The organism is Acinetobacter sp. ANC_7654, from assembly GCF_056779855.1.
Genome location: NZ_JBWYIR010000014.1, coordinates 19,869 through 32,965, shown reverse-complemented (window position 1 = coordinate 32,965; position 13,097 = coordinate 19,869). Strand labels below are relative to the sequence as shown.

Annotated in this window: 16 protein-coding genes; 10 read left to right on the top strand and 6 right to left on the bottom strand. The window is 37.4% G+C overall.

Annotation, left to right across the window (positions count from 1 at the left end):
• Positions 1-127 precede the first annotated feature (127 nt).
• From AC1M86_RS13880 to AC1M86_RS13845, 8 genes are all read left to right on the top strand, one after another.
• The gene (locus AC1M86_RS13880) at positions 128-1,132 is read left to right on the top strand and encodes an adenosine kinase (RefSeq protein WP_481608191.1); all 1,005 of its coding nucleotides are present in this window, start codon (positions 128-130) and stop codon (positions 1,130-1,132) included.
• Positions 1,133-1,148: 16 nt separating this feature from the next.
• Positions 1,149-1,457, top strand: a complete 309-nt coding sequence (locus AC1M86_RS13875; protein ID WP_171076765.1) for a Rieske (2Fe-2S) protein — start codon at positions 1,149-1,151, stop codon at positions 1,455-1,457.
• A gap of 17 nt (positions 1,458-1,474) precedes the next feature.
• Complete coding sequence (locus AC1M86_RS13870) at positions 1,475-2,089, top strand: OB-fold-containig protein (protein ID WP_035266601.1); 615 nt, start codon at positions 1,475-1,477, stop codon at positions 2,087-2,089.
• Between the two features lie 415 nt (positions 2,090-2,504).
• Positions 2,505-2,696 (top strand): cytochrome oxidase putative small subunit CydP, encoded by a 192-nt coding sequence (gene cydP / locus AC1M86_RS13865; RefSeq protein ID WP_481587955.1) that lies wholly within the window; start codon positions 2,505-2,507, stop codon positions 2,694-2,696.
• On the top strand, positions 2,696-4,276 hold the full coding sequence (locus tag AC1M86_RS13860; RefSeq protein ID WP_481608190.1) for a cytochrome ubiquinol oxidase subunit I: 1,581 nt from the start codon (positions 2,696-2,698) through the stop codon (positions 4,274-4,276). Before cydP ends, AC1M86_RS13860 begins: the two co-directional genes overlap by 1 nt.
• Position 4,277: 1 nt before the next feature.
• Positions 4,278-5,423, top strand: a complete 1,146-nt coding sequence (gene cydB / locus AC1M86_RS13855; RefSeq protein WP_092768425.1) for a cytochrome d ubiquinol oxidase subunit II — start codon at positions 4,278-4,280, stop codon at positions 5,421-5,423.
• A 26-nt stretch (positions 5,424-5,449) separates the two neighbouring features.
• On the top strand, positions 5,450-5,551 hold the full coding sequence (cydX, locus tag AC1M86_RS13850) for a cytochrome bd-I oxidase subunit CydX (RefSeq protein ID WP_035266590.1): 102 nt from the start codon (positions 5,450-5,452) through the stop codon (positions 5,549-5,551).
• Between the two features lies 1 nt (position 5,552).
• Positions 5,553-5,849 (top strand): cyd operon YbgE family protein, encoded by a 297-nt coding sequence (locus AC1M86_RS13845; RefSeq protein WP_481608189.1) that lies wholly within the window; start codon positions 5,553-5,555, stop codon positions 5,847-5,849.
• A gap of 30 nt (positions 5,850-5,879) precedes the next feature.
• On the opposite strand, the gene AC1M86_RS13840 is transcribed toward AC1M86_RS13845, so the two are convergent.
• The 4 genes from AC1M86_RS13840 to ftsY all read right to left on the bottom strand — a co-directional run bounded on the left by AC1M86_RS13840 (position 5,880) and on the right by ftsY (position 9,148).
• Positions 5,880-6,416: a GNAT family N-acetyltransferase gene (locus AC1M86_RS13840; protein ID WP_481587958.1), complete on the bottom strand. Its 537-nt coding sequence runs from the start codon at positions 6,414-6,416 to the stop codon at positions 5,880-5,882.
• Between the two features lie 66 nt (positions 6,417-6,482).
• Complete coding sequence (locus tag AC1M86_RS13835) at positions 6,483-7,124, bottom strand: DUF2057 family protein (protein ID WP_481587959.1); 642 nt, start codon at positions 7,122-7,124, stop codon at positions 6,483-6,485.
• A gap of 113 nt (positions 7,125-7,237) precedes the next feature.
• Positions 7,238-7,831: a nitroreductase family protein gene (locus tag AC1M86_RS13830; RefSeq protein ID WP_179999782.1), complete on the bottom strand. Its 594-nt coding sequence runs from the start codon at positions 7,829-7,831 to the stop codon at positions 7,238-7,240.
• A 237-nt stretch (positions 7,832-8,068) separates the two neighbouring features.
• Positions 8,069-9,148: a signal recognition particle-docking protein FtsY gene (gene ftsY, locus AC1M86_RS13825; protein ID WP_035266635.1), complete on the bottom strand. Its 1,080-nt coding sequence runs from the start codon at positions 9,146-9,148 to the stop codon at positions 8,069-8,071.
• A 252-nt stretch (positions 9,149-9,400) separates the two neighbouring features.
• Between ftsY and AC1M86_RS13820 the strand changes: the two genes are divergently transcribed.
• Positions 9,401-10,708, top strand: a complete 1,308-nt coding sequence (locus AC1M86_RS13820) for a M16 family metallopeptidase (RefSeq protein ID WP_481608205.1) — start codon at positions 9,401-9,403, stop codon at positions 10,706-10,708.
• 7 nt (positions 10,709-10,715) lie between these two features.
• On the top strand, positions 10,716-12,227 hold the full coding sequence (locus tag AC1M86_RS13815) for a M16 family metallopeptidase (RefSeq protein WP_481608188.1): 1,512 nt from the start codon (positions 10,716-10,718) through the stop codon (positions 12,225-12,227).
• Here the strand turns inward: AC1M86_RS13815 and AC1M86_RS13810 are convergent.
• Positions 12,224-12,544, bottom strand: a complete 321-nt coding sequence (locus AC1M86_RS13810; protein ID WP_180028944.1) for a hypothetical protein — start codon at positions 12,542-12,544, stop codon at positions 12,224-12,226. The two genes, AC1M86_RS13815 and AC1M86_RS13810, sit on opposite strands and share 4 nt — an antisense overlap.
• A 106-nt stretch (positions 12,545-12,650) precedes the next feature.
• Positions 12,651-13,010, bottom strand: coding sequence for a hypothetical protein (locus AC1M86_RS13805; protein WP_481587962.1), 360 nt, complete (start codon positions 13,008-13,010; stop codon positions 12,651-12,653).
• Positions 13,011-13,097: the final 87 nt, after the last annotated feature.

Here is a 13,097-nt window from a genome sequence, read left to right as displayed (position 1 = left end):
CTATATCTGAATTAAATGATTCATTTCGATTAAATGTAGGTTAAAGCTTGAAAATCAAGCTATACGCTACTGAATTCAATCGCATTGGTGTAAAATCGTTTTCTTTTTTCGTGATGTGAATTTAGACATGGCTAAAGTTGACCTTTTTGCGATTGGCAATGCCCTCATTGACCAAGAATTCAAAGTATCTGATGAATTTCTTTTAGAGCAAAATTTGCAAAAAGGTACTATGCAGCTTACAGATGGGGAAACTCAAGCCCGTCTATTTCAAAACTTAAAAAATTCTCAAGAATATAAAGGTCAAGCCTCTGGGGGATCTGCAGCTAACTCAACAGTGGCTTTTAGTGCCTTAGGTGGTCAAGCGTTTTATGGATGCCGTGTCGGCAATGATGATCTTGGAGCGTTGTACTTAAAAGGTCTAAATGATGCAGGAATACAAACCTCTGAACGTTCGATCAGTGAAGGCGTAACTGGGACTTGCATGGTTTTGGTCAGTCCTGATTCAGAACGTACCATGCATACTTTCTTAGGTATTACAGCTGAACTCAGTAATGAACAAATTGATTTTGAAGCGCTAAAAACCGCTAAATGGTTATATATAGAGGGTTACCTTTCTACGAGTGATACAGCACGAGCTGCCGTAAAGCAAGCGCGTGTAATTGCGAAAGCAAATAATGTGAAAATTGCGTTAACGCTCTCTGATCCTGCTATGGTGCAGTATGCGCGTACAGGCTTGGACGAATTATTAGATGATGGTGTAGATGTTCTATTCTGTAATGAACAAGAAGCATTGATGTATACACAAACTGATGGCTTACAAAATGCTCTTGCTGCACTTAAAAAATTAAGCTCTACCGTCATTATTACGCTTGGCGCAGACGGCGCTCTTGTAGCAACGGAATCAACTGAACTTCAAGTGAAAGGACGTAAAGTTGTTGCTTTAGACACGAACGGTGCTGGTGATGCTTTCTCTGGTGCATTTTTATATGCATTAAATGCTGGTAAAGATTTACAAACAGCGACTGAATTGGCTATTTTAATCTCAAGCCAAGTGGTTGCTCAATTTGGTCCACGTTTAGACGTAGCTGATTACGCTAAACTTCTTAAAGAATTTCAAATAGAAGTCGCATAAAATGAATAAAATTTGCATGACTGAAGACATTCCTGAAAGAGAATCTCGATCTTTTGAAACTGAAAATGGTGACAACATTTTCATTACGCAACGAGATGGTTGCTTCTATGCGTATCAAAATGTATGCCCACATTTACAAGTTGAGCTCGAGTTTCTTGAAAATCAATTCTTAGATCGTGATCAAGAGTTCATTGAATGCTCTACTCATGGTGCTTTATTTGATGTAGAAACTGGTGTGTGCATTTCAGGCCCATGCCAAGGTGAATCTTTAGAAAAAGTCGAGATTAAAGTTCATTCTGATGGTGGAATTTACTTAGAATCTTAAGTCATGAGGTGAAGGACATGCTGGCATTTTTAATGGAAATTGATTTAATGCCATTTCATATGTGCGTGTTTGCATTGCTAATGCTCAGCATGGCTGAAACCTTAGGCTATTTTGTTGGCTTAAGACCTAGTCAATTTATAAAAAAATTAACACCTTATTGGCTTATTCGCCTTCCTTTGCTTCAAGTTAAATTTTCCAAAGTTCTCATTCTTGTTTTTTTTCTGATCAATTTTAGTTTTGCTGGATATTTTCTTCAGCTCATTGTATTTGCAAGCCAGAAAACCTTTCTAGCTTGGTACTATGTTTTATTACCCGCTTTAATTATCGCAATCTTCTTTACGGTATTTATGATTCATTGTTTGGATCAAGTAATCAAACCCAAATACAAATCAGAGCACTCAAATTTGCTTGGTCGACTAGCAACTGTTTCTAGTGGTAATGCACGACCTGGTTTCTCTGCTCAAGCACGCGTTCGCGATGAATTCGGTCAATTACATTATGTACAAGTTGAACCAGAGTTTGGGGAACTTGAATTTCAATCTCAAATCCTCCTGATCCGTGCAAAAAGATCTCATTTTATTGCTAAAAAAATTGCAAAAACAAATCAACTTTTCAATGTTGATCAGCATTAATGAGCTATTAACACCCCACTTCAATTATATGCATTTGATTTGAAAATAGTTCATTCAAGGTATTTTGTGACGCCTATTAAATTTAAATCCAACCAACTCAACGATTATATAAAAATTAATAAAATTCTTATAACCAACCATTTCAATCAGATTTAAAACCAACTAATTTAATAAACTTTAAAACAATAATCCTATTATTTTAGTTGGAATTAAAACATTAATACCAAGTATTTTAGTCTATTTTATTTTTTAATATAACCATTTTAGTAGGATTTAATTTTATTAAAAATAAAAATTACAAATAACTGTTTTTATTATATTTTTTATATTAAAAATATTTATGACTATAAAGTATTTATTTTAAATAAAAAAAAGATAATAATAATTAAAATAGATTCAAATAATGCATTTAAATATGATGATTAAACCTTCAAGTTTAAATAAAAATTTAATCAAAGAGATTACTCTGATTCTTATTATCAAAGTAATCATTCTTATCGTGATTAAAAATATCTGGTTTGATGCACCTACCATTCCCAAAAACTTTGACCATCAAGTCGCTGAACGAATTACGGGCAGCGAACTTAAAATGAAGGAGACACGTTGATGATTTCTGAAAGCGTGGTCGATCTATCGCGGTTTCAATTTGCAATGACCGCAATGTATCACTTTATATTTGTACCCCTCACTCTAGGTTTGGCATTTATCCTTGCCATCATGGAAACCACCTATGTCATTACAGGCAAAGAGATTTACCGAGACATGACCAAGTTTTGGGGTAAGTTATTCGGGATCAACTTTGCTTTAGGGGTAACCACTGGACTAACGATGGAATTCCAGTTTGGTACAAACTGGGCTTACTACTCACATTATGTAGGTGACATTTTTGGTGCACCATTAGCAATCGAAGGATTAATGGCCTTCTTTTTAGAATCTACTTTTATTGGTTTATTCTTTTTCGGCTGGGAACGTCTTTCTAAAGTCCAACATTTATGTGTGACATGGTTAGTGGCTTTAGGCTCTAATATGTCAGCACTTTGGATCTTGGTTGCAAATGGTTGGATGCAAAACCCTGTCGGTGCCGCATTTAACTATGAAACCATGCGTATGGAACTGGTAGATTTTGCCGCACTAATCTTTAACCCAGTGGCACAAGTTAAATTTGTCCATACTGTTTCTGCGGGTTATGTGACTGGTGCAATTTTTGTATTGGCAATTTCAAGTTATTACCTACTTAAAAAACGTGATTTGGCCTTTGCCCGTCGTTCATTTGCCATTGCTGCTATTTTCGGTCTTGCTTCGACATTATCCGTAATTTTACTGGGTGATGAATCAGGATATGAATTAGGTGATGTTCAGAAAACCAAACTCGCTGCAATTGAAGCAGAATGGGATACACATCCAGCACCAGCTGCATTCACATTATTTGGTATCCCCAATCCCGAGACGCAAACAACAGACTATGCTGTGAAAATTCCATATGTCATGGGTTTAATTGCGACTCGCTCTACAACTGAACAAGTCACAGGGATCAAAGATTTAATCGCACAACATGAGCAACGTATCCGTAATGGTATGGTCGCTTATGCACAGCTTGAACAACTTCGTGCTGGAGATCAATCACCAGAACTCAAAGCTGCATTTGACGAGACTCAAAAAGATTTGGGTTATGGTCTATTGTTGAAGAAATACACACCAACTGTGGTTGATGCTACTGAACAACAAATTAAATCTGCAGCTTTAGATACTATCCCTCATGTTCCAAGTTTATTTTGGGCATTTAGAGCGATGGTGGCGTCAGGTTTCTTAATGCTCTTGTTGTTCATTCTTGCAACGTATGCCGTCATGAAACGTAATGCTGAAATTAAAACTTGGTTGCTCAAGTTTGCACTGATCGCCCTTCCACTTCCATGGATTGCAGCTCAAACAGGTTGGTACGTTGCTGAAGTTGGTCGTCAACCATGGACTATTGGTGAAGTTTTACCAACACACCTATCTGCATCAAGTATTAGTTCAGCGGATGTATGGGGTTCAATTTTAGCACTCGCTGCTTTCTATACAGTGCTGCTCATCATAGAAATGTATTTAATGATCAAGTTCTCAAGACTAGGACCAAGCTCTTTACATACTGGAAAGTATCATTTCGAAAAACTAGCAGCAGCCAATAAGTCAACTGAGGAGATTTAACATGATTGAATATGAACTTCTCAAAATCATTTGGTGGGTATTGGTCGGCGTCCTCCTTATTGGGTTTGCTTTGACTGATGGATTTGATATGGGCTCTATGGCACTGATGCCGTTCGTCGGTAAAGACGATGAAGAGCGTCGTGCTGCTATCAACACCATTGCACCACATTGGGATGGAAACCAAGTTTGGTTTATTACGGCGGGTGGTGCACTTTTCGCAGCTTGGCCAATGGTATATGCAACAGCTTTCTCGGGTATGTACTGGGCGCTGTTACTCGTATTATTTGCTTTATTCCTTAGACCTGTTGGTTTTGACTATCGCTCTAAGCTCGAAAATACTAAATGGCGTAATGCTTGGGATTGGGGCTTATGTATTGGCGGCGCAGTACCAGCACTCGTTTTTGGTGTTGCATTTGGCAATATGTTCCTTGGCATCCCCTTTACACTTGATGAAACTGTTCGTTCAACTTACACAGGAAGCTTCTTTGCACTTTTAAATCCATTTGCCTTGGTCTGTGGATTGGTCAGTTTGACGATGCTTGCTGCGCATGGTGGTGCATGGTTAATGCTACGCACTGAAGGTGCATTAAGAACACGCTCTGCTCAAGCTACACGATATATGGGTATTCTTTTTCTCATCTGTTTTCTCGGTGCTGGTGCATGGTTGTATTTCGGCAATATCGAAGGCTACACGCTTGTAACACCTTATGATACGAATGGTGTAGCTAATCCACTTGCTAAAGAAGTACTCACTAATGCCAATCATGGCTGGATGAACAATTATTCTATTTATCCAATCACAATATTGGCACCGGTAATGGCGATTATCGGAGGAATAATTGTGGTTTTAGCATCGTCTAAAAATAAAGCGGGACTTAGTTTTCTGGGTACATCGTTCGCTGTGATTGGCACAATTCTCACTGCTGGTTTTGCCCTATTCCCATTCCTGATGCCATCTAGTATTCATCCAAACATTAGCTTGACGATGTGGGATGCAGTATCTAGCCAAATGACGCTTTCAGTAATGACTGTTGCTGCATGTATTTTTGTTCCACTGATCTTGGCATACACCACTTGGTGTTACTACAAAATGTGGGGTGTGATTACCAAGAAACATATTCAAGACCACACGCATAGTCTGTATTAAAACCGAATCACTGTTAGGAGAAAATTATGTGGTACTTCGCATGGATACTAGGTGTGTTAATGGCATGTTTCGCGAGTGTACTTGCAGCCATTTACATGGAACAACATCAAGACTTAGATGGTGAATGAAATGATTGAGCTTGCGATGTCAAATTCTGAAAAACGTAAATACTCATTTGCAATGATCATTTCATTTCTGATGGCATTGCCTCTCGCTACCATATTACTCATCCACCCAAGTCTAATGTTGGATGCGAGTGGTAATTACAGTCACCGTGCCATGATGCTGATTATGATTGGAATATCTGGTGGATTTATCCATGGCGTAGGGTTTATACCACGTTATTGGATATGGAAGTATTTATTTAGTCCATATGTAGCATGGCCATTGATGATTTATGGTTACTATACTTGGCTGTTCACTTAATTTATAAAAAAGCCCTCTATGAGGGCTTTTTTATATCTGTTTAAGCATTTCGACTAAGTGAACTTCTTGAATTGGCTGCCCAACACCCGAATCAACTGGATAGCTATCCGTTTTTGTTGTTATTTCATACCCACGTCTTTGATAGAATTGAATCAATTCTACACGTTGACTCAGCACCCACATTCTTATGAAGTCTAAATGTGAATAGTTTGATTCGACTCGATTCTCAATAAACTCAAGTAATCTTTTTCCATATCCACAATTTTGCAGATCTAGATTAACGGCAAATGTCCCTATTTCAGCAGCACAATCAGAAACCGTTAAAGCTATACACCCTACAATAGAGTGATTTTCATCCCGAGCAACATATAAAATCTCAGATGATTCAAGTTGCTGTGATCCTAAAATCAGATTGAATAAAGCTTCTTCAGTAATGCGTAAACCCTCAACTAACATTGCTTCATTGGTCCATGATCCAACATGTTGATCACGATATGCTGAATTAATTAACTTAAATAATTCAGCATGATCATGAGATGAAGCAATTTGAAATACTAAATCTTTCAATTTTAAGCTCTAATTTTTTTACTTAAGCATACATTCAGATGGCCACATTTTGTAATATTAAATGTTTTATTGCGTTGCAAGCCAAGTCATAAATTTTTGACGTTCCTGCTTTGAAGAATTTTTCCATACTTCAATCAACGTCTGACCATCATGAGTATTTGAATTTGTATTTTTAATGTCAACATGTTCCACTGTTTGAGTATTTATTGATGATGAACTTGACTTGATCATTGGGCTAGCTTGTGGCTCATTATGCAATATCTGATTGATCGTACCGCCTAGCAAACTTTGCGAGGTCATTTGGACAATCAGATTATTTGAAATGAGTTGATTATTTTGATTATAAATTGCCAATTGAGGATTTTTGGCGAATGTTTTTGCTTGGTCCAAATCTCGTGGTGGATGAATTAAATCCAATTTGTATGACTTATTATCCTCTAGGGTTGGCAATTTCAAAGTAAGAATATCCGACTTTACGATCTCATGATTATTTAAAGGTAGTTCAAAGTATTGATTATATCGAACATTCACCAAAGGTTGATTCGCATCAATTTGGTATTGTTTTTTTGATTTAAATAGTCCTGATTTAACCTCTTGATTATTCACTGAAATTACGACCAGTTCCTCTGGAACCACCAAGGTCGCCGCTGCAAAAATTTGACTGCTCAAACCCGTAAATATCAATGCAGACGCAATTTTTAATTTCATAAATAACTCAATATTAGATTGTTAGATATGACTACTATGCTACCAAGCGATGACAATTTAATGACAGAACTCGTCATAAAAAAAGGCACCGAAGTGCCTTTATATGATTTGGATTAATTAAAAGTTTTAAAACGAATCTCGTCATCAATAAACGTTTTATCTCCTGCAGGCGCTTCGATTGAACCAAGCACAAGCTGTGCACGAAGTTTCCAAGAGGCTGGGATTTCAAATGTTGAAGCCACTTCTTCATCCACAATTGGATTGTAATGTTGTAATGATGCTCCAATATTTTTTTCTGACAATGCTGTCCACACTGCAAATTGAGCAATAGCTGTTGAATGTTCAGACCAAATTGGGAAATTCTCAGCGTAAAGTGGGAATTGCTCTTGTAAACCTTTCACCGTATCTTGATCTTCATAAAACAATACTGTTGCATGACCCGCTTTAAAGCTATTGATCTTATTTTGAGTTCCCTCAAATGCTTCTGCAGGAACAATTTTACGTAACGTTTCTAAAACGATATTCCAAAATTTGTCATGTGACTCACCAAAAAGTGTCACAACACGTGATGTCTGTGAGTTGAATGACGATGGACTTTGACGTACCGCTTCTTTAATGGTTTCTTCAATCTGAGTATTGTCTAAAGAAACATTCTTACCAATTGAATAGATGGTACGGCGATTTTTAATTTGATTTAGAAAAGACATAACTTATTCCTTATTTTTAACATTCATTGTGTGCTAACGATGATGCTATCTTATTCATATTACGAAACCTTTTCAGCCTTATCTTTATAACAAAGTGTTCTATTTTTGGAACAAATTGCGTATTTAATGTATTGAGTCAAAAGATTCGGCTTTCTCATATTTGATTAACTTTATGAATTTTAAATATTTATAAAAAAAGCTCCGTATATGGAGCTTTTTAAATTAACCCAAGAATGATTATTTTTCGTTATCAAATAATGCAGCGACAAATGATTTTGCTGAGAAAGGTCTCAAATCATCAATCTTTTCACCTACACCAATAAATCGGATTGGCACATGTGTACGGCTCGCAATGTTAAATAGCACACCACCCTTTGCCGTACCATCCAATTTGGTAATAGTAAGACCCGTTAAACCTACAGCTTCATCAAACATTTCAACTTGGTTAATCGCGTTCTGTCCTGTACCAGCATCCACAACAAGCATCACTTCGTGCGGTGCAGTCGCATCAATTTTCTGCATAACACGTTTTACTTTTTTGAGCTCTTCCATCAAGTGACCTTTGTTATGCAAACGCCCTGCGGTATCTGCAATCAATACATCGATCCCTTTCGCTCGTGCACTTTCAAAAGCATCAAAAATTACAGAAGCACTGTCTGCACCATGACCTTGTGCAACGACATGAATATCGTTACGTTCACCCCAAATTTGTAGCTGTTCAGTCGCCGCAGCACGGAAAGTATCGCCTGCCGCGAGCATGACTTTTTTACCTTCACCTTGTAATCGTTTTGCGAGTTTACCAATCGTGGTTGTCTTACCTACACCATTTACACCCACAACCAAAATCACATAGGGATTTTTATTCGGATCGATATGTAACGGTTTGACACGTGGTGCTAATAAAGCAACTAATTCTTCTTGAAGAGCTTTATAGAGAGAATGAGAGTAGATCAAATCGCCACGCGCAGTTCTTTCAGTTAAATTGGCAATAATTGTTTTCGTCGCCTCTACCCCAATATCTGCGACCAATAATTGTTCTTCAACTTCTTCGAGCAGCTCATCATCAATCTCTTTACCACCGACTAGAATATTCATCATTCCATCAGCTAAATTTTTACGAGATTTTGATAAGCCTTCTTTCATACGACTGAAGAAACCACCTTTCGGTTTTGTTTCTTCAACGGCCGGCACCGTTTCCAGCTTTTCTACTTCATTGTTTTCGATAATAGGCACATTAACGGCCGGGAGGCTCGGTAAGGTGACATCGTCATCACCAATATCCGCATCAATCAAGAATTTATTTTGCTGTTCTTGCATGCCGATTCCTTGAAAAGCATTGCGATTAAAAGAATGGAGTTTAGCATAGATTGCTTTAAATTCACGATCTGCAATTACTTTTAAAACGATCAACCAAATTGCAACAGTTCAATCTTGAATAAATATACGACATCATCAAGAATAATTTTAAAGTCATTATTCGGATTAATTGTGTCTCTCAGCCGGCTCAAATTCTCTCTGCAACTCATTTTCAAACAGACAATCATCATTGCTGCGATTACATCAGCACCGATGATGGCATTTGCAAATCAGCAAACTACTCAACTCTCTCGAAACACCGTCGAAACAACACTGGATAATGGTTTAAAAGTCATTATTAGAGAAGATCACCGCGCACCTGTAGTAATTAGCCAAATTTGGTATGCCGTCGGCAGTAGTGACGAGTCAGGGAATTTACTCGGCATTTCACACGTACTAGAACATATGATGTTCAAAGGCACTAAAAAAGTACCGAATGATGAATTTACACGCCTTAGTCGAATTTACGGTGGTAGTGTCAATGCATTCACATCCACAAATTACACCAATTACTATCAATTCTATCCTAAAAAATATCTTCCACTGGCATTAGAGTTAGAAGCAGATCGAATGCAAAATTTAGTTCTGCGCCAAGAAGATTTCGAACCCGAAATTAAAGTCGTAATGGCTGAACGACGGCAACGAACAGAGGACAATCCTCGCAACCTTGCTTTTGAAAGATTTAAATGGATTGCATACCCGACCAGTCACTATCGCCAACCAGTGATTGGCTTAATGAAAAATCTGAATAACATTCAATTGAACGATTTAAAACAATGGTACGAAACTTGGTACGCGCCGAATAATGCAACATTAGTCATTATTGGGGATGTAGATCCTGAACAAACCATTCGAGATGTAAAAAAATATTTTAATAAGATTCCCAAAAAATCAGTTCCTGAACGAAATGATGTGCTTGAATTTTCAAGAATTGGATATCGCTTCATGCAGCAATATCAGGCTGTACATGTACCCAACTTGTTTATGGCTTGGAATGTCAATTCCATTAAAACAGCAAAAAACCCTCAAGATGCCTACGCTTTAACCATTATTCAAAATCTATTGGACGGCGGAATTTCAGCACGTCTACAAGAGAGACTGATCCGAGATAAGCGAATTCTGACTTCAATTAATGTGAGTTATGATCCATATAATCGTGGGGATAGCCTATTTTTAATCTCTGCCATACCAGCTGAAGGTATTAGTCTTGAGCAAGCGCAAAAACGCATACAGCAGGAACTAGATTTATTCAAATCAGAATTGGTCAATGAAAAAGAACTCAATCGGGTCAAGGCGAATTTCATTTCCAATTTAGTGTTTAGCCAAGATGATGTTATTGGGCAAGCTCGACTCATTGGTTTGCTCAGCATCAATGATCTAGACTATCGCATGATTGATCAACTCCCTGATTACTTCGATAAAGTCACACCTTATGATTTACAACGCATTGCCAATATTTATTTTAATCGTGACAATTTGAGCGTTTTACATCTTTATCCTGAACAGAAAAACAATAACTAGGTGTTTTATGAATTATTTGTCTTCTCTATTTTTAACGAGTGTGTTGTTTAGTGCCATTTTGAGTTCACTGTCGCATGCAGAGGAACTTATAGAAGCGGAACCAATTGAACAGATCATCGAAGAAGATCCCAGTGGTCTAAGCTCGATTAAAAACTTGTTAAGCTTAAAAGAGATCACAAAATCTTCCCAAAATTATAAAGCGCCTTTTGTTCAAGAACTTAAAAACTCTTTAAATGTACGAACCTTATTTGTCGAAACGAATGATCTGCCAATGGTCGACATTCAAATTACATTTAATGCTGGATCTGCACGAGATGAAGTCATAGGTAAAGGACTTTACGGTATATCCAATATGGCAGCTCGCCTTATGCTTGAAGGAACAGATCAGCTCAGTGCCAAACAGATTACCACCACATTTGAGGGATTAGGCGCCAAATATTCTTTCAACGCCTATCGTGATATGTTTGTTGTTCGACTAAGAGTGTTAAATGATCCTGAAAAATTTGACCCTGCACTGAACTTACTACTGCATTTAATCAAGCATGCCACCTTTAAACAATCAGGCATTAATCTCGCGCTCAGTAATACTCAAATTGGGCAAAAACAACTTCAAGAGAATCCATCTAGACTAATGTCAATACAACTGTACCGTATGCTGTATGGAGATCATCCATATGCTCAACCAACAGCTGGGACAGTCGGTAGTTTAAAAAACATTACGCCTGAATTACTCAAAGAATTTAGAGATCGATTGCTTGTCGCTCAAAATTCCAATATAGCAATCACAGGACAACTCACTCAAGATCAAGCTCAACAGATCTCGGAACTGATCAGTATCAATTTACCGCAAGGGCAAAGGCAGCCTGACCTTCCAACTCCCGTCAGTGAATCAGGTTTTAAAATTTCAGTACTAAAACGCGAAAGCCTACAAGCACATGCATTATTGGGTCATTTATCTTTAGAACGAGCACATCCAGATCGTGCCGCTTTGGAAGTTGCCAACAGAATGTTTGGTGGTGGGAGTTTTAATTCAATCTTATCAAAAGAGTTACGAGTTAAACGAGGACTCACCTATAGCGCATCGAGTACGCTGACTACACCACAGGTACCTGGCGTTTTTAGTTTTGGATATGCGACACAACAAGACCAATTGCTCGAAAGCTTAAAGCTCGCACATCGAGTATTCATTGACTTCAAAAAACAGCCTATTACTGAATCATTGCTTAAAGAAAATAAAGAAAGTATTCTTCGGTCTTTTCCAATGACCTTAAATAGTAATGCAAATATTAATGCCCAAATCGCATCAATTGGTTTTTACGGACTTAATTCCAATTATCTAAATGAGTATCAGGAGCAGATTCGAAAACTAACTCGCCAAGATATTCAAAATGCAATACAAAAACATTTACACCCCGATCAAATGACTGTTATTGCTGTCTCTGAACGTGTCACTGCCAAGGAGATCGAAGAAATACTGAATCAAAATCTTGGGCTCAATCTGAATAAGATTGAAGACTAATCCAACTTCTCAATCGCTGGATAAATTTTTATATGAGCATTCTCGATATGATAAGCATTCAGCAAACGATAAAATTCAATATTTTTAATCTTAGGTTTTGCAAGTAACAAAGTTGCCATTTCATGCGTTCGCTCTAAACGATTTTGAGCCGCGAGCGCTTGAACTTGTTCAAAGTGGGCAGAATTAATTGGACGATTCAGTGCAATACTAGAGACAATAAGAATAAAAAGTACAATGCCTATGATGAAAGCATTTTGAATCTGCTCAATATTTAATTGTGAGAAAAGATCAGACGAAATTTTTTTTAAATGGAGCATGTACAACCTCGGATTAGCTTAAGTGTAATCCGAGATGCTTTAAAAATATAGTGTTAACGTTGAATTTAACAAGAACCATTATGCTAACAATGGCGCTTATTCACCTTTAAGAGACAACATTCTGCACAACACCAAAATATAAGATAGCAGCGATCACCGCGAGTACGATAAAAATAGTGAAAACACTTAAACCACCTTCAGCATCATCAGGGTGTTCTTCGTCAATGACGGCGATACGTTTTAATTCGCCATCATAGTAGCGATAAAATTCAGCTTTCGCTGCAGGATCAAGCGTCTGCGTGTAATCATGCACACGTTTACGCTGCTCTAAACAGTAGTGACCTAAATGGATTTCTTGATGAAAAATTGCTTCATCAAGTTGTTTTTTATGATGATGTGCAAGCGCAATAATATCGGATGGCTCTGGTGGATTGCCAAATGTGAAACCATCAATGGTATTAGTCATAAGTCATTCTCCTTTATAGTTATTTACAGTTTTATCATAAACCCAATATAAAATGATTAAAGTTTAATCATGTAAGTATTTTTTAAA

Coding starts and splice junctions, on each gene's coding strand:
- AC1M86_RS13880 (WP_481608191.1), top strand. CDS start 128: ATGGCTAAAGTTGACCTTTTTGCGATTGGCAATGCCCTCATTGACCAA.
- AC1M86_RS13875 (WP_171076765.1), top strand. CDS start 1,149: ATGACTGAAGACATTCCTGAAAGAGAATCTCGATCTTTTGAAACTGAA.
- AC1M86_RS13870 (WP_035266601.1), top strand. CDS start 1,475: ATGCTGGCATTTTTAATGGAAATTGATTTAATGCCATTTCATATGTGC.
- cydP (WP_481587955.1), top strand. CDS start 2,505: ATGATGATTAAACCTTCAAGTTTAAATAAAAATTTAATCAAAGAGATT.
- AC1M86_RS13860 (WP_481608190.1), top strand. CDS start 2,696: ATGATTTCTGAAAGCGTGGTCGATCTATCGCGGTTTCAATTTGCAATG.
- cydB (WP_092768425.1), top strand. CDS start 4,278: ATGATTGAATATGAACTTCTCAAAATCATTTGGTGGGTATTGGTCGGC.
- cydX (WP_035266590.1), top strand. CDS start 5,450: ATGTGGTACTTCGCATGGATACTAGGTGTGTTAATGGCATGTTTCGCG.
- AC1M86_RS13845 (WP_481608189.1), top strand. CDS start 5,553: ATGATTGAGCTTGCGATGTCAAATTCTGAAAAACGTAAATACTCATTT.
- AC1M86_RS13835 (WP_481587959.1), bottom strand. CDS start 7,124: ATGAAATTAAAAATTGCGTCTGCATTGATATTTACGGGTTTGAGCAGT.
- AC1M86_RS13830 (WP_179999782.1), bottom strand. CDS start 7,831: ATGTCTTTTCTAAATCAAATTAAAAATCGCCGTACCATCTATTCAATT.
- ftsY (WP_035266635.1), bottom strand. CDS start 9,148: ATGCAAGAACAGCAAAATAAATTCTTGATTGATGCGGATATTGGTGAT.
- AC1M86_RS13820 (WP_481608205.1), top strand. CDS start 9,401: ATGATGGCATTTGCAAATCAGCAAACTACTCAACTCTCTCGAAACACC.
- AC1M86_RS13815 (WP_481608188.1), top strand. CDS start 10,716: ATGAATTATTTGTCTTCTCTATTTTTAACGAGTGTGTTGTTTAGTGCC.
- AC1M86_RS13810 (WP_180028944.1), bottom strand. CDS start 12,544: ATGCTCCATTTAAAAAAAATTTCGTCTGATCTTTTCTCACAATTAAAT.
- AC1M86_RS13805 (WP_481587962.1), bottom strand. CDS start 13,010: ATGACTAATACCATTGATGGTTTCACATTTGGCAATCCACCAGAGCCA.